Origin of the sequence: Vibrio anguillarum, assembly GCF_003390515.1 — a bacterium.
In the GTDB taxonomy this organism is placed as follows: Bacteria; Pseudomonadota; Gammaproteobacteria; order Enterobacterales; family Vibrionaceae; genus Vibrio; species Vibrio anguillarum.
Genome location: NZ_CP031479.1, coordinates 2345727 through 2360622, shown reverse-complemented (window position 1 = coordinate 2360622; position 14896 = coordinate 2345727). Strand labels below are relative to the sequence as shown.

General features: G+C 45.3%; 17 protein-coding genes. 8 read left to right on the top strand and 9 right to left on the bottom strand.

What is annotated here, in order from left to right; genetic code table 11:
- Positions 1–89: 89 nt before the first annotated feature.
- Together DD616_RS14075 and tsaA are read right to left on the bottom strand one after the other, a co-directional pair.
- A complete protein-coding gene (locus tag DD616_RS14075) occupies positions 90–1805 on the bottom strand; it encodes a proline--tRNA ligase (protein ID WP_017047972.1) in 1716 nt (571 codons plus the stop codon).
- Between the two features lie 88 nt (positions 1806–1893).
- Positions 1894–2589, bottom strand: coding sequence for a tRNA (N6-threonylcarbamoyladenosine(37)-N6)-methyltransferase TrmO (gene tsaA / locus DD616_RS14070; protein WP_047688902.1), 696 nt, complete (start codon positions 2587–2589; stop codon positions 1894–1896).
- 121 nt (positions 2590–2710) lie between these two features.
- On the opposite strand from tsaA, the gene DD616_RS14065 reads away from it, so the two are divergent.
- Both DD616_RS14065 and ykgO read left to right on the top strand, forming a co-directional pair.
- Positions 2711–2965 carry a type B 50S ribosomal protein L31 gene (locus DD616_RS14065; protein ID WP_010319081.1) on the top strand — a complete coding sequence of 85 codons (255 nt, stop codon included), beginning with the start codon at positions 2711–2713 and terminating at the stop codon, positions 2963–2965.
- A 3-nt stretch (positions 2966–2968) separates the two neighbouring features.
- Positions 2969–3094, top strand: coding sequence for a type B 50S ribosomal protein L36 (gene ykgO / locus DD616_RS14060; protein ID WP_010319082.1), 126 nt, complete (start codon positions 2969–2971; stop codon positions 3092–3094).
- A 51-nt stretch (positions 3095–3145) separates the two neighbouring features.
- Here the strand turns inward: ykgO and DD616_RS14055 are convergent, their stop codons facing one another.
- Positions 3146–3595, bottom strand: coding sequence for a YaiI/YqxD family protein (locus DD616_RS14055; protein WP_026027673.1), 450 nt, complete (start codon positions 3593–3595; stop codon positions 3146–3148).
- A gap of 7 nt (positions 3596–3602) precedes the next feature.
- Positions 3603–3890 carry a hypothetical protein gene (locus DD616_RS14050; RefSeq protein ID WP_208871821.1) on the bottom strand — a complete coding sequence of 96 codons (288 nt, stop codon included), beginning with the start codon at positions 3888–3890 and terminating at the stop codon, positions 3603–3605.
- 868 nt (positions 3891–4758) lie between these two features.
- On the opposite strand from DD616_RS14050, the gene DD616_RS14045 reads away from it, so the two are divergent.
- A complete protein-coding gene (locus DD616_RS14045; protein WP_013857407.1) occupies positions 4759–5271 on the top strand; it encodes a GNAT family N-acetyltransferase in 513 nt (170 codons plus the stop codon).
- Here the strand turns inward: DD616_RS14045 and DD616_RS14040 are convergent.
- A complete protein-coding gene (locus DD616_RS14040) occupies positions 5231–5530 on the bottom strand; it encodes a DUF3301 domain-containing protein (protein WP_017045584.1) in 300 nt (99 codons plus the stop codon). The genes DD616_RS14045 and DD616_RS14040 overlap by 41 nt on opposite strands.
- Before the next feature lie 11 nt (positions 5531–5541).
- Positions 5542–6585: a DUF3549 family protein gene (locus DD616_RS14035; RefSeq protein ID WP_208871820.1), complete on the bottom strand. Its 1044-nt coding sequence runs from the start codon at positions 6583–6585 to the stop codon at positions 5542–5544.
- A gap of 122 nt (positions 6586–6707) precedes the next feature.
- On the opposite strand from DD616_RS14035, the gene DD616_RS14030 reads away from it, so the two are divergent.
- Positions 6708–7028: a YqcC family protein gene (locus DD616_RS14030; protein ID WP_019282952.1), complete on the top strand. Its 321-nt coding sequence runs from the start codon at positions 6708–6710 to the stop codon at positions 7026–7028.
- On the top strand, positions 7022–7744 hold the full coding sequence (gene truC / locus DD616_RS14025) for a tRNA pseudouridine(65) synthase TruC (protein ID WP_017045581.1): 723 nt from the start codon (positions 7022–7024) through the stop codon (positions 7742–7744). Before DD616_RS14030 ends, truC begins: the two co-directional genes overlap by 7 nt.
- A gap of 125 nt (positions 7745–7869) precedes the next feature.
- Here the strand turns inward: truC and dxs are convergent, their stop codons facing one another.
- From dxs to xseB, 3 genes are all read right to left on the bottom strand, one after another.
- Positions 7870–9753 (bottom strand): 1-deoxy-D-xylulose-5-phosphate synthase, encoded by a 1884-nt coding sequence (dxs, locus tag DD616_RS14020; protein ID WP_013857403.1) that lies wholly within the window; start codon positions 9751–9753, stop codon positions 7870–7872.
- A 19-nt stretch (positions 9754–9772) separates the two neighbouring features.
- On the bottom strand, positions 9773–10657 hold the full coding sequence (ispA, locus tag DD616_RS14015) for a (2E,6E)-farnesyl diphosphate synthase (RefSeq protein WP_208871819.1): 885 nt from the start codon (positions 10655–10657) through the stop codon (positions 9773–9775).
- Positions 10658–10805: 148 nt separating this feature from the next.
- Positions 10806–11048: an exodeoxyribonuclease VII small subunit gene (gene xseB / locus DD616_RS14010; protein ID WP_010319093.1), complete on the bottom strand. Its 243-nt coding sequence runs from the start codon at positions 11046–11048 to the stop codon at positions 10806–10808.
- A gap of 353 nt (positions 11049–11401) precedes the next feature.
- On the opposite strand from xseB, the gene pomA reads away from it, so the two are divergent.
- The 3 genes from pomA (at position 11402) to thiI (ending at position 14733) form a co-directional block, all read left to right on the top strand.
- Positions 11402–12166 (top strand): flagellar motor protein PomA, encoded by a 765-nt coding sequence (pomA, locus tag DD616_RS14005; protein ID WP_013857399.1) that lies wholly within the window; start codon positions 11402–11404, stop codon positions 12164–12166.
- 11 nt (positions 12167–12177) lie between these two features.
- Positions 12178–13122 carry a flagellar motor protein MotB gene (locus DD616_RS14000; RefSeq protein ID WP_017044193.1) on the top strand — a complete coding sequence of 315 codons (945 nt, stop codon included), beginning with the start codon at positions 12178–12180 and terminating at the stop codon, positions 13120–13122.
- A 162-nt stretch (positions 13123–13284) separates the two neighbouring features.
- On the top strand, positions 13285–14733 hold the full coding sequence (gene thiI, locus DD616_RS13995) for a tRNA uracil 4-sulfurtransferase ThiI (protein ID WP_026028114.1): 1449 nt from the start codon (positions 13285–13287) through the stop codon (positions 14731–14733).
- Positions 14734–14896: the final 163 nt, after the last annotated feature.

Genomic DNA, 14896 nt, shown 5'->3' with positions numbered 1-14896 from the left:
GAAGATTAATATGCTTGAAAAAGCTTTTGTGGCTGGTGACAAAATAAAAAAGGTTGCCATTTAGGCAACCTTTTCAATAGCACACTTTATTAGGCGATTTGAGCATTAATAAAGGAGACTATTTCATTCATAGCGACGGCCGACTTCTCACCACTGCGGCGATGTTTATATTCGAAGTTGCCCTCATCCATACTGCGATCGCCAATAATGATGGTATGTGGTACACCGATCAGTTCCATATCTGAGAACATTACACCCGGGCGCTCTTTACGATCATCAAATAGCACTTCAATACCTGCTGCGGTCAGTTCCGCATACAGTTTTTCAGCAGCTTGCTGGACGCGCTCTGATTTGTGCATGTTCATGGGGACAATCGCCACTTGGAAAGGTGCGATCGCGTCAGGCCAGATGATGCCGTATTTATCGTTGTTTTGTTCGATGGCTGATGCTACAACGCGTGATACACCAATGCCGTAACAACCCATCTCTAAAATGGTGTTTTTACCATTGGAATCAAGAACGCCACAGTTCATTTTCTCAGAGTAGTTAGTACCCAATTGGAAAATATGACCCACTTCGATACCGCGTTTGAGCATTAGTGTCCCTTTGCCACATGGGCTTGGGTCGCCTTCAACGACGTTACGGAGGTCTTCCACTTTCGCTAGCTCAACGTCACGGCCCCAGTTGATGCCAAAGTAGTGTTTGCCATCGATGTTGGCTCCTGCGCCAAAATCGCTCATGACGGCTACGCTGTGATCAACGATAAACGGCAATTCAAGACCAACAGGGCCAAGAGAGCCTGGGCCTGCACCAATCAGCGCGCGAATCTCTTCTTCGCTAGCCATTTCTAGCGGAGCGGCAACTTCAGCGAGTTTCTCGGCTTTGATTTCATTGAGTTCATGATCACCACGGATGATCAGTGCCACGATAGAGGCATCGATCTCATCAGATGCTTTTACAAACAGTGTTTTAACTGTTTTCTCAATCGGTAGGCCATGCTGCTCAACCAATTCAGCGATGGTTTTGGCGTTTGGCGTATCAACCTGCGTCATCTCTTGAGTTGGCGCGGCGCGCTCAACGGCTGGCGCAATGGCTTCCGCTTTTTCGATGTTGGCGGCGTAATCCGATTCAGTTGAGAAGGCGATGATGTCTTCACCACTTTCAGCCAATACATGGAACTCATGAGAGCCGTTACCACCGATAGCGCCGGTGTCGGCTAATACTGGGCGGTAATCAAGCCCCATGCGATCGAAGGCTTTACAGTAAGCTTCGTGCATCGCTTGGTAAGATTTCTCTAAGCCTGCTTTATCAATATCAAAGCTATAGGCATCCATCATGCAGAATTCACGAGCACGCATCACACCAAAACGAGGACGTCTTTCATCACGGAATTTGGTTTGAATCTGGTACAGGTTCAGCGGCAATTGCTTGTAAGAACTGACTTCGTTGCGTACCAAGCTGGTGATCACTTCTTCTGCTGTTGGACTAAGCACAAACGGACGAGTATGGCGGTCAGTAAAGCGAAGTAGCTCAGGGCCCATTTTCTCAGAGCGGCCTGTCTCTTCCCACAGTTCAAACGGTTGCACAACGGGCATCAAGGTTTCGATTGCACCGGCATTGTCGATCTCTTGACGAACGATGTTTTCGACTTTACGCAGCACACGTAGACCAGTAGGCAGCCAGGTATAAAGACCTGAAGCCAGCTTACGGATCATACCTGCACGTAACATGAGCTGATGGCTCACGACTTCTGCGTCGTTTGGAGTCTCCTTCAAAGTAGAAAGAAGATATTTACTGGTACGCATTCTATGGTATCCGTTTCATTATGGTTAAAAGCGCTCTCCAATGAGAGGCTAGAATTAAGCCGCTAATAATATCAGCCAATCGGCTTTGTCAAAAGCGTTCTATTGCGGTTACTGAGACTAAGTTGTTTGCGATAGTGAATTTTACGTTCAGATCGAACAGATTTACCGCATATTCTTTATGATCGATTTTGTGTTTCTTATAGGCTGGGCGAGGGTCTTGAGCCAGCACTTGCTCTATGACGGCTTTAACCATGTCGTGATCTGCACGCGCATTCAGTGCTGTTAACGCCGCTTGGCTAAAGGTCACTGCGATCTTGTCGGGCTCGCTCTCGGCATAGCCACCGCTGGCTGTGGCTATCGAATCGGAATAGGGAATATAGGGTTTGATGTCAATGATCGGTGTGTTATCAACTAAATCTACGCTGCCTAGTTCCAAATAAACCTGATCACCTTGTTGAGTGACGCCTTTCAATTCAACGGCAGACATACCGATGCCGTTAGGTCGAAACGTAGCCCGTGAAGCAAATACGCCGATCCGCTCATTTCCGCCTAAGCGCGGTGGGCGCACGGTCGGTTTCCAACCAGCATCGAGGTTTTGGTCAAACAGAAAAAGTAACCAGACATGGCTAAATTGTTCGATACCTCGCACCGACTCTAAGCAATTAGCGTGACCGATGAGCTTGACTCTCGCGCTTGCGCTCGCCACTAAGCGAGGTTGGCGAGGAACGGCAAATTTTTCTTTATAAGGCGTTTCAATAGTGCCAATCGGAGCAATGGTGTGCATATCCGTATCCGTCTTTTTTCACGTTGGTTGAGAAAAATATCACATTTAAGCTTGCTTTTCTTCTTGGTAATGATTATTAATTGACATGTTATAACATAACAATTTAAGCGAGGGGAAATTGATGAAAGACGGAATTCATCCGCCATATCAAAAAGTGGTTTTCCACGACACCAGTGTGGATAAGTATTTTATTGTGGGTTCAACGCTAAAAACTGATCGGACGATCGAGTGGGAAGATGGCAACACCTATCCTTATTTCACCTTAGATGTGTCGTCTGAATCGCATCCGTATTACACCGGTAAGCAGCGAGTTGTTCAAAAAGAAGGACGAGTGGCGAATTTCAATCGTCGCTTTGCTCAGTTTGGTAAGGAGTAAACTATGAAAGTATTAAGTTCATTAAAAAGCGCAAAATCACGTCATCCAGATTGTCAAATCGTCAAAAGACGCGGTCGTTTATATGTAATTTGTAAAACTAATCCAAGATTTAAGGCGGTTCAGCGCTAATGAAGAGGAACGGTTGGACAGGCTAGTGATTGTCCAACCGTCAAAACGTGGTTATTTGTTCGCTTTAGCCAAAATGCGATCCAAATGGTTGGCAAATTCGCGCCGTTCTGTTTGAGAAAGCGCACTTGGTCCGCCAGTTTGGATACCGCTTGATCGCATTGTGTCCATAAAATCTCGAATATTGAGGCGCGCCTTGATGGTCTCTTTGGTATACAGCTCACCACGAGAATTGAGCGCCAAGCCACCTTTGGTTATCACTTCATCGGCCAGTGGAATATCGGAAGTAATTACCAAATCGCCCACTTCTACCCGTTTGACGATTTCGTTATCGGCAACATCAAAACCACTGGGGACTTGCAGTGAACGAATGTTAGATCGTTGCGGAATCGGAACAACATGATTGGCCACAAAAGTACATTCAACGCCCGTCCTTTCGGCTGCGCGGACAATGGTTTCACGAATTACTTTCGGACATGCATCGGCGTCCACCCAAATTTTCATCATTCAATTACTTCTCGTTTAGTTGTGCCTCTAGGGCTGCTACTCGGGCTGACAAAGCGGCTAGTTGCGTTTCAAGTTCGGCTACCTTGTTCACGCTATTTTCCGTACTAACGCTCACTTCTACTTTGGGAACTCGGTGTGCATTTTTCCAACTTTTGATGGTTGCAATCAAGGCTGGCATTGGCACTGAGGTGCTAAGACGTGACTTTACTAAGGCCACACTCGGTTCCTTTCCCTGTTGTTGTAAGAGAGTCAAGATGCTTTCTAGTTCTTGAGTGACATCTTTTGTGAGCATAGGTTGTCCTTTTTGTGAGTGGCTGTGATCTTACCTTTTATTTACCAAGAGCAAAAGTGGCGAAGTGTTGTAAGAGATCTCGCACATTGTTTGTAAGAAATCACAGTGTTTAACGCGGTGTTTGGTGGTGATTTTTTTATAACTATTTGTTTTTAATTAATATATCTATTTCTTTAGGTTGTTTTTTTTAAAATGATATTTTTAGGTGATTGTTTCTTAAAGCCAAACGAGTAAATTGAACCCTGTCGGAAGGATTCTGACAAGGAATTACAAAGCACCAAGGTTTGGTCTCTTCAGGAAGAAGACAAGGTTGTTCACGAAGAATAACCACGCAGGATGCTAGGACAGCGTAAGGATACAACAGTTGGCAGGATGCGAGCTGCATGGATTGGCGATGGACACCTTGTGGATAAGGCAGGACAACATCAGGATGATGTTATGGACACCGCTCAAGGAACAAGTGATGAGTATTGACCGGAGTGTTAGTACCATGGAAAGTTTGGACACCGCTAGGATGGCGATGCAGGATGAGCCGAAGAATTGGCCACTATTATGGATGATGCATGGAGCACACAATTTAGTAGCTGGACTGCTGCGAGTAAGACTTTAAGCCTCGACACATGCGTGTTGAGGCTTTTCTTATTACTTGCATTCTGGCTTTAGCGTGTTGTTGCTTCAAAAAAAGTTCATATGATAAGTGCAGCAAAATAATAACAACAAAAAAACAATCTAGATCAATTACCTCATCGTTCGGTTGGTTTAATTTTCGGCTTCTTTGCAAAAATAGAGTACCAGATTTTATCTGGGCTAAGGCGTATTGCCCTGAGCCTAGTTGAGTCTTTCGGTATTATTTTGCGGCTAACAAGGATTGTACGTGACAACCGTAACAAGAAGAACGCTTCTTCTCCCTTACACCGATTCGTTAGAGTCTGATTTTTTGATGCTCAATTGTTGCGCCAAAAATCGGGCACAGATGAATGGCCCTAAAACGGTCGCTTCAGCAAAACAGCTTTTTCAACGAGTGCTTCATGATCCTCATTTGTACGCAATGGCGGTGTTAGATAATTATAACCGCGAATACATGGGGCATTTGTTCATTGAACTTGACGAAGAGCGAGCAGAACTCGGTTTTCTGTTTGATAAATTGTATTGGGGCAAAGGCATTGCAACTGAAGCATTGAAGGCTTTTTTACCTAAAGCAGCCTACCAATTGCAACGACAAAAAATTACAGCCACTGCTAATATTGGCCACCATGCCTCTATTGCGGTACTCAAAAAACTCGGCTTTGAGCTGTTAGGTGAGAAAGAAGATGTTTTTGGCCCTTATTGGGAATTTGAGTTTACATACGATGAGGCGGCAAATGAAAAGCAGATGGCCTAAAGCCTATCATTTGTAATTCACCTTGATAGCAGTCGTCACCTAGCGCAGAAAACTCAAACCAATAAACGGTATGCCAACGCCAGAGTCCTTCTGGCGTTTTGAATTTATGGCGTCCAAAAGCAACGCTGATCAGCTGTAAGTCGAGTTGTTCGCATTTTCGACTGATCGCCGCTTTTGCTAATTCGGCTTGGCGACGCTGTTGCCAGAAAAGAAAGCAGCCCAAGCTGAGTAATAAAATAGCCAATAGATCGCCTAGCATAAACATTCCAGTTATTGAGTTTTGGTCGCTTGCTGTAAGCGAATTAAGGCATCGGCTAATTCGATCGAAGGGCTAGAATGCAGCAGTGGCAGCAGTACCATTCGCAGTTCTGGCAGCATCACTAAATCAGCAAAGAGCTGGTTAAAGAGGGCTTGATTGCCTGTTTGCGCCAAGCGTAATAAAAACGTTTCGGCAAGTGATGGGTTAGACAATACATGCCACGAGCGCCCTGCAATGGCAATTAATATCTCTTGATGGCTCAAGCGTGGGCTTTGCAGAATACGTTCAACCAAGGTCGCGGTGAGTGCATTATTCGCACCTGATAAGGCTCGTACTAAGGCAGAGAGTAAGAACAGATCAGGTTCGTGGCTTTCGATGTGCAACATTGCCATCTCTTGCAAACGCAGCGCCAACTTATCATTCAACGGTGCACTATGTTCGAGCGCCCCCAGCAGGGCATACAAAGGCTGAGCGGGGAGGTGGTTTAATGCTTTCCTTAGTAACACGCTATTTTGTTCTTTGTTTAAACGAGCACAAATATCAGTAATGCCTTGTAAGCCGACCGTCTGCCAGTTTTCCCAGCCTAAATCCCCACTAAAATAGTGTTGCGCATGCTCATAATATTGGCTTGATGGTAGGTTCAACTGGGCGCGTATTTGGCTGTGGAATACTGCCATTTTGTCGTCGCTCGGTTTAAAGGTATAAGGGTTATTGGCAAGCTTTTGCTGCTGCTCATCGCTGAGGTCTTGATGCAAACGTGACCCCATCGCTTCAAGTACAAACTTGATGAAGTTACCTATCTCAGCTTGTTTGAGTAGGCCGCGTTCATCCAAAGAGAATTTAAGAAACCAGATCCAAGGTTGTTGGGCTTGGTTCCAATACGCGATGGCAAGATGAGCATGACGCTGCAATGGATAGGGATACGGTTGTTGACCTTTTTCTACTTGAGAAAAGTGTGTATTTTCAATCGGGCAGATGCGTCTTCCTAAATCAAAGATCCGATATTGGCTACCACTATTGGTGAGCAATTGGCTAAGCGTATGAATGGTATCCATGGATAAAGTGACCTTAACTTGTGTTCTTGAATAACTATTTTTGATCAATAACTCTCTTTGAACAATAAATGGTACTCTATAGCCCATTTTCAAGGTCACTTAGCAAATTAACTTGGTGAATAATGACAGTAAGCACAGAACTGACCCACCTGTTGAAGCAACTAGAAACTCAGTTACGCAATTCTCAGTGCTGGCAATCTCAGCCGCCAAGCGAAAGCGCATTGATGAGCACAGAGCCTTTCTCCATCGATACCCTCACTCCGGAGCAGTGGCTGCAGTGGATTTTCATCCCCAAAATGTTATTGGCAATTGAGCAGCAAACAGAGCTTCCTCAAGGGTTTTCGCTCACTCCCTATTTTGAAGAGGCATGGCAACATCAAGCGGAATTGGCTGAGGTGATTGCGTTGCTACGTTTGATTGATGAGGTAAGCCAACCATGTTAGAGATTCTGTATCAGGACGATGATTTGGTCGCCGTGAATAAACCCGCAGGAATGCTGGTGCATCGCTCATGGCTAGATAAACACGAAACGCAATTTGTGATGCAAACGCTGCGCGACCAAATTGGCCAGCATGTGTTTCCCCTACATCGATTAGATAGGCCAACTTCTGGCGTGCTCGTGTTTGCACTCTCCAGTGAAGTGGCGGCACAAATGATGCCGATGTTTGCCAACCATCAAATGGAAAAAACGTACCATGCGATTGTGCGTGGTTGGATTGAACAAGGGGATGTGCTTGATTACCCACTCAAAATCGAGCTAGATAAAATTGCCGATAAGTTTGCCAAACAAGATAAAGAAGCCCAAGAAGCGATCACCGCTTATCAACCATTAGCGACAGTAGAAGTGCCGTATTCAACCGGGCGTTTCCCAACCAGCCGCTACTGTTTGGTGGAAATGAAGCCGCAAACGGGCCGTAAACATCAGTTGCGTCGTCATATGCACCATTTGAGTCATCCGATTATTGGTGATACCACTCATGGTGATGGCAAGCACAACCGCCTATTTCGCGATCATTATGACGCGCAGCGTCTGATGCTCCATGCCTCTGAATTACGTTTTACTCATCCGTTTACTGGCCAAGCATTAGTGCTTAAAGCTGGTTTTGATGAGGTATGGCAAAGGCTGTTTACTCAGTTTGAGTGGAGCCAGCCGATATAAAAACAAAACCCTCGCGATGCGAGGGTTTTGAGTATTGGGATGTAACTGAAAGTGGTGTAGCTTATCGAGCTATTCGGTTCATAAAAACCTTCAGTTCATAAAACCGACAGCTTATAAAACGCTCGCTACTTTGCTAAATATTCTTGAATGGAACGCTCGATTCCTTTGGCATCTAAACCTAATTCTGCATGCAGCTCTTCTTGTGTGCCTTGAGCGATGAATTGATCAGGCAAACCTAGATTGAGTACCGGTTTTAGGATTTTCTCTTTCATCATCAGTTCAATGACGCCGGCACCCGCACCACCTGCAATCGCATTCTCTTCCAAGGTCACTAGCACATCATGTTGCGCAGCCAGTTGGCGAATGAGTGTTTCATCAAGGGGCTTAACAAATCGCATGTCAGCCACTGTTGCATTTAGCTTATCGGCTGCTTCAAGCGCATTTGGTAGGAAAGTGCCAAAGTTGAGGATCGCGATTTTTTCATTCGCGATAGCCGTGTCACATTGGCGCATAATGCGTCCTTTGCCAATCTCTAACGCACTAAATTGGGTTTGGATTTCGACTCCCATGCCATTGCCACGAGGATAACGCACTGCGCTTGGCCCTGTGTGTTTATGGCCGGTATAGAGCATTTGTCGGCACTCATTTTCATCGGCGGGTGCCATGATCACCATGTTGGGAATGCAGCGCATGAAGCTTAAATCAAACGCACCTTGGTGAGTTTGGCCATCAGCTCCGACTAACCCTGCGCGGTCAATGGCAAACATAACCGGTAAATTCATGATGGCAACATCGTGGATCAGTTGATCATAACCCCGTTGTAAAAAGGTTGAGTAGATCGCCACTATCGGATGATCTCCCGCAATCGCCATACCTGTCGCAAGGGTGACGGCATGTTGCTCAGCAATCGCCACATCAAAATATTGTTGTGGGAACTCTTTTGAAAAGCGAACCATGCCAGAGCCTTCGCGCATCGCGGGTGTAATCGCCATTAATTTTGGATCTTGCGCGGCCATGTCGCATAAAAAATCGCCAAAGATTTTAGAAAAAGTAGGTTTAGCATTGCTGCTTTTTGGTAGGCTAGTGTGGCTCGGGTCAAATTTAGGAACGCCATGGTAACCAATCGGATCTTTTTCTGCGGGCTCATAGCCTTTGCCTTTTTTGGTCATGATGTGCAAAAACTGCGGGCCTTTGAGCTCGCGCATGTTGCGTAATGTCTTGATAAGTTCAATCACATCATGGCCATCGACTGGGCCGATATAGTTAAATCCAAGCTCTTCAAACAAGGTGCCGGGTACGACCATGCCTTTCAAGTGCTCTTCTGTGCGGCGTACCAGCTCTTTGATAGGCGGTATGCCAGAGAGCACTTTTTTGCCCCCTTCACGGATTGAGGTATAAAGGCTACCGGAAAGCAGTTGCGCTAAATGGTTATTCAGTGCGCCGACGTTTTCAGAGATCGACATTTCGTTGTCGTTGAGCACGACTAACATATCCGGATGAACGTCGCCAGCATGGTTCATTGCTTCAAAGGCCATGCCTGCGGTGATAGCACCATCACCAATCACGCCCACCACTTTGCGATTTTTCCCTTCTTTACCTGCACTGATCGCCATCCCTAAGGCGGCACTGATTGAGGTGGACGAGTGGCCGACAGAGAGCGTGTCATATTCACTTTCTTCACGCCAAGGAAAAGGGTGAAGACCGTCTTTTTGACGAATGGTCGACATTTGCTCGCGGCGACCAGTTAATATTTTGTGCGGGTAAGCTTGGTGGCCTACATCCCAAATCAGCTGATCAAAAGGGGTATTATAGACGTAGTGTAGGGCAACCGTTAATTCAACCGTGCCTAAGCCTGACGCAAGGTGGCCACTCGACTGACTGACGGAATTAAGAAGGTAGTTTCTTAATTCATCACACAACGTTGGCAGAACCTCTTTTGGCAGACTGCGCAGTTCATCGGGTGTATTTGCTAAAGCCAGTGTTGGGTATTTTGAAATATCAAGAGTCATAATTTTGCGCGCTTATAGTTTAGTTCTTGCGCTCGACGACGTATCGGGCGAACTCTTCGAGTGATTCTGTATTGTAGGGTATTGCTTCCAAGGCTTGAAGAGCTTCCTGTAACAGACTTTGTGCTTTATCAATAGCACCTTGTAACCCTAGCAGCGCTGGGTAGGTACTTTTATTGAGTTGTTGATCCGAGCCTTGAGGTTTACCTAATGTCTCGGTATCGCTAACGATATCCAAAATATCATCTTGAACTTGGAATGCGAGACCAACGGCATCGGCATAGCGATCCAATTGTGGTAGTACCGCAAGCCCTTTTTCACCAGCCGCAAGCGCACCTAAACGGATTGCACAACGCATCAAGGCTCCTGTTTTATTGCGATGGATCTCTTCTAATTCCTGCACTGAAACCAGACGATTTTCCGCTTGCAGATCCAACGCTTGCCCTATACACATACCTTGAGCACCGGAAGCTTGAGCCAATATTTGGACCATCTTAATGCGGTTGACTTGCGCATGTTCGGCGAGTTGACCTTCTGCCAAAATAGTAAAGGCCAGTGTTTGCAGGGCATCGCCCGCTAAAATCGCGATGGCTTCGTCAAATTCGATGTGACAAGTGGCTTTACCGCGACGTAATTCATCGTCGTCCATCGCGGGAAGGTCATCGTGGATCAATGAATAAGCATGAATACATTCTATTGCGCAGGCTGGGGTATCGAGTTCATCTGGCGTACAACCAAGCATTTGCCCTGTGATATACACCAAATAAGGTCGAGCTCTTTTGCCGCCAAGTAACAAACCGTAGCGCATCGCGTCAATCAACGGTTGTTTTTGGTGCGGTAAACGGCCTAACCAAAGGTTTAATTGGTCAATATTTCTTTGCTGATAGGAGCTCAGAGCCTCAATCATAGGGCACTCTTTCTACTAAGTTGTGGTATCTACTAGGTTACGATCGACCGTTTCCCTGTGACTTAATTGACAGGTTCATGTCACATAGCGAGCGATGAGATCGATAAATATGAGTCAGTAATAAGTATGTATCAGTAATACGTGCCTATTACTCAGGTAGTTCAGTAAAGTCAGAGAGTGGCGCGTCATCGCTCGCACTGAGCAAAATACTGACTCGCTGCTCCGCTTCACTTAACTTACTTTGTCCAGCACGAGCAAGGGATATTCCGCGCTCGAATTTTTTTAGCGCATCATCTAAGGCTAAATCGCCATTTTCTAGCTGTTCCACTAAGCTATCAAGTTCTTCGATTGTCGCTTCGAAGGACATATTTTCAGGTTTCTTGCTCGCCATAATCTTTTTATCTTGGTAAATATGCACGAAAGTTACCTTAGGGCGTAGTGATGGTCAAATTTAACCAACGATTTTTGTCTGAAAAGTCCCTCTTTTGGAACTGTCACTATCACAAATAATAAAAATAATAATACGATACTTAGCAACCAGACCGATATTTACTGAAATAGTGACGGTGACTCAGAATCTTGGCCATATCAGTGTGCTGGCAACAGTGCATCTTTGCTCAGTTTAGGTATAAACTGAATAGAGAGAATTTCGGTATGATCCAATAATTTACTTAAAGATTTGAATCTATTGCCGATAACGAGTTTAAACTCATTATCGCAGGTAAGCAGCATGAGGAGTGCTTTGTGGATTTAGCAACGCTGATAGGCCTGATCGGAGGCCTCGCTTTCGTTATCATGGCGATGATTTTAGGCGGAAGCCTAATGATGTTCTTCGACGTCACATCCATCTTGATCGTAGTGGGTGGGTCAATGTTTGTTGTATTGATGAAGTTCACGATGGGACAATTCTTCGGTGCAGCCAAGGTGGCAGGTAAGGCATTTATGTTCAAATCCGATGAACCTGAAGATTTGATCGCGAAAATTGTAGAAATGGCTGATGCGGCGCGGAAAGGTGGTTTTCTTGCATTAGAAGAGATGGAAATTACCAATAGCTTCATGCAAAAGGGGATCGATTTGCTGGTGGATGGCCATGATGCTGACGTGGTGCGCTCTGCGTTGCAAAAAGACATTGTATTGACTGATGAGCGTCATTCACAGGGAACTGGCGTATTTCGTGCTTTTGGTGACGTAGCGCCAGCGATGGGCATGATCGGTACTTTGGTGGGCTTGGTTGCCATGCTGTCTAACATGGATGACCCTAAATCAATTGGTCCTGCCATGGCCGTTGCCTTATTAACTACCTTGTACGGCGCTGTTCTCTCGAACATGATTTTTTTCCCGATTGCAGACAAACTCGCTTTGCGCCGAGATCAAGAAAAGCTTAACCGCCGTTTAATCATGGATGGTGTTCTGGCTATTCAGGATGGACAAAACCCACGGGTCATTGATAGTTATCTGAAAAACTACCTCAATGAAGGCAAGCGTGTTTTAGATGTTGATAGCGAATAACGGAGCCTGTAATGGATGATGAAGAAGGCTGTAAATGCCCACCTCCCGGCTTGCCGTTGTGGATGGGAACCTTTGCCGATTTAATGTCGCTGTTGATGTGTTTCTTCGTACTACTGCTCTCTTTTTCCGAGATGGACGTACTGAAGTTTAAACAGATAGCGGGCTCGATGAAGTTTGCTTTTGGTGTGCAAAATCGTTTGGAAGTGAAAGACATTCCTAAAGGGACAAGCATCATTGCACAAGAGTTTCGCCCAGGCCGCCCCGAACCGACACCGATTGATGTCATTATGCAACAAACCATTGATATCACGCAGCAGACACTTGAGTTTCAAGAAGGGGATTCAGATCGAGCGGGTGGTGTTCAGCGTGAAGAAGGTCAATTGACGGGGGGGCAATCCCCTGAAACTTCAACGCAGAATAATCAAAATACTCAATCGGAAATGCAACAACAGCAAGCAGAATCTATGTCGCAAGAGATGGAAATTGTTGAACAGGACATCAAAAAAGCGTTAGCAAGAGAAATCGAACAAGGCGCTATTGAAGTTGAAAACTTAGGTCAGCAATTGGTGATCCGTATTCGTGAAAAAGGTGCGTTTCCCGAAGGTTCTGCATTTCTACAACCTAAGTTTCGTCCATTGGTTCGTCAAATTGCCGATCTGGTTAAAGATGTGCCGGGCATTGTGCGTATTTCTGGCCATACCGACAATCAAAGTGTCGATTCTGAATTGTATCGCTCAAATTGGGATCTTTCGGCTCAACGAGCGGTTTCTGTGGCGCAAGAGATGGAAAAGGTTCGTGGGTTTTCTCATCAACGACTCAGGGTGCGTGGTATGGCCGATACCGACCCAGTCGGCTCTAACGATACGGAAAGTGAACGTTCACGCAACCGCCGAGTAGAAATCAGTATCATGCAAGGTGAACCGCTGTACAGTGATGAAGTTCCATCCGTTCAGTAAGTTACGTTGGATTATGTAAAAACACATAGACGAGCGCTAAGGCTCGTCTTTTTTATGGTTATCACCTCGTGTATAATCCTGCGCCCTTAGCGGTGTATCAGTAGCAAGTAGAATGCGACCCATTGATTCACCACGTTGCCCAATCAGATTGCGAATAGAACTATGAAATTTATTGTTAAGCCCCATCCGGAAATTTTTGTTAAAAGTGACTCAGTACGCAAGCGCTTCACAAAAATTTTAGAGTCCAATATTCGTAATATCATCAAACGAAGAACAGAGTCAGTCGCGGTATTTAACCGTCGCGATCACATTGAAGTGGCTGCGCAAAGTGACCAATACTATCAAGAAGTCCTTGAAATTCTGACTCATACTCCTGGCATCCAGCAAGTGCTCGAAGTGCAGCAATCTGAGTTTAAGGATATGCATGACATTTACGAGCAAGTGTTAGCACTCAGCCGTAATAACATCGAAGGAAAAACTTTTGTCGTGCGTGCTAAGCGTCGAGGAAAGCATGATTTTACCTCAATCGATGTTGAGCGTTATGTTGGTGGTGGTTTAAACCAAGCAGTTGAGAGTGCAAAAGTTCAACTTAAAAACCCGGACGTTACCATCAATATTGAAATAGCCGATGAATTGCTCAATCAAGTGATTGCCCGTTATAAAGGCTTAGGTGGTTTCCCTCTTGGCACTCAAGAAGATTTATTGAGTTTGATTTCTGGTGGTTTTGACTCGGGTGTATCAAGCTATTTACACATCAAACGTGGCTCAAAAGTGCATTATTGCTTCTTCAATTTAGGCGGTCCAGCGCATGAAATTGGTGTAAAGCAAGTGGCCCATTATTTGTGGAATAAATACGGTTCTTCAGCCAAAGTGCGTTTTATCTCGGTCGATTTCGAGCCTGTGGTGGCTGAAATCTTAGAAAAAGTAGACGATGGCCAAATGGGTGTGGTGCTAAAACGTATGTTTATGCGCGCCGCAGGCATGATAGCTCATAAGTTAAATATTGAAGCTTTAGTGACCGGAGAAGCGTTGGGTCAAGTTTCGAGCCAAACTCTAACTAATCTTCGTCATATTGATGGTGTGACAGATACTCTAATTTTGCGTCCTCTCATCAACTGGGACAAAGAAGAGATTATTAAAGTGGCGCGTGAGATTGGAACAGAAGATTTCGCCAAAACGATGCCAGAATACTGTGGGGTTATTTCAAAAAGCCCAACAGTTAAAGCGGTGAAAGCGAAATTAGAAGCCGAAGAAGCGAAGTTTGATTTCTCAATCCTAGAGCACGTAGTTTACAACGCTCGTCAAATGGATATTCGTGATATTGAGAAAGAGAGCCAAGAGCAAGCACCTGAAGTTGAACAAGTGACCGCTATCGAAAAAGATGCGGTGGTACTTGATATTCGTAGCCCAGATGAAGAAGATGACAAGCCACTGCTGATTGAAGGTGTGGAAGTAAAACATTTGCCTTTCTACAAGTTATCGACTCAGTTTGGCGATTTGGATCAATCGAAAACATATCTCTTATATTGTGCGCGCGGTGTGATGAGCCGGCTTCAAGCTTTGTATTTGAAAGAGCAAGGCTTTAACAACATCAAGGTATATCGACCTTAATCGTTATCTCGATACAGAATCGACCGCTCACGTTTTCGTGAGCGGTTTTTTTATGGCTCCGACTTAATCACAGACATAAAAAAACACCGCCCAAGGGCGGTGCTAAAGAATTTGACAGACAGGTCAAACAATAAATACAGGAAGTATATGTTTTGGTGCAGGG

Bases quoted from the DNA above. Each gene is read 5' to 3' on its own strand.
- xseB (WP_010319093.1), bottom strand. From the start codon at position 11,048: ATGGCGAGCAAGAAACCTGAAAATATGTCCTTCGAAGCGACAATCGAA.
- DD616_RS14040 (WP_017045584.1), bottom strand. From the start codon at position 5,530: ATGCTAGGCGATCTATTGGCTATTTTATTACTCAGCTTGGGCTGCTTT.
- DD616_RS14065 (WP_010319081.1), top strand. From the start codon at position 2,711: ATGAAAGACGGAATTCATCCGCCATATCAAAAAGTGGTTTTCCACGAC.
- DD616_RS14050 (WP_208871821.1), bottom strand. From the start codon at position 3,890: ATGCTCACAAAAGATGTCACTCAAGAACTAGAAAGCATCTTGACTCTC.
- truC (WP_017045581.1), top strand. From the start codon at position 7,022: ATGTTAGAGATTCTGTATCAGGACGATGATTTGGTCGCCGTGAATAAA.
- ispA (WP_208871819.1), bottom strand. From the start codon at position 10,657: ATGATTGAGGCTCTGAGCTCCTATCAGCAAAGAAATATTGACCAATTA.
- dxs (WP_013857403.1), bottom strand. From the start codon at position 9,753: ATGACTCTTGATATTTCAAAATACCCAACACTGGCTTTAGCAAATACA.
- thiI (WP_026028114.1), top strand. From the start codon at position 13,285: ATGAAATTTATTGTTAAGCCCCATCCGGAAATTTTTGTTAAAAGTGAC.
- DD616_RS14055 (WP_026027673.1), bottom strand. From the start codon at position 3,595: ATGAAAATTTGGGTGGACGCCGATGCATGTCCGAAAGTAATTCGTGAA.
- DD616_RS14030 (WP_019282952.1), top strand. From the start codon at position 6,708: ATGACAGTAAGCACAGAACTGACCCACCTGTTGAAGCAACTAGAAACT.
- ykgO (WP_010319082.1), top strand. From the start codon at position 2,969: ATGAAAGTATTAAGTTCATTAAAAAGCGCAAAATCACGTCATCCAGAT.
- DD616_RS14075 (WP_017047972.1), bottom strand. From the start codon at position 1,805: ATGCGTACCAGTAAATATCTTCTTTCTACTTTGAAGGAGACTCCAAAC.
- DD616_RS14035 (WP_208871820.1), bottom strand. From the start codon at position 6,585: ATGGATACCATTCATACGCTTAGCCAATTGCTCACCAATAGTGGTAGC.
- tsaA (WP_047688902.1), bottom strand. From the start codon at position 2,589: ATGCACACCATTGCTCCGATTGGCACTATTGAAACGCCTTATAAAGAA.
- DD616_RS14000 (WP_017044193.1), top strand. From the start codon at position 12,178: ATGGATGATGAAGAAGGCTGTAAATGCCCACCTCCCGGCTTGCCGTTG.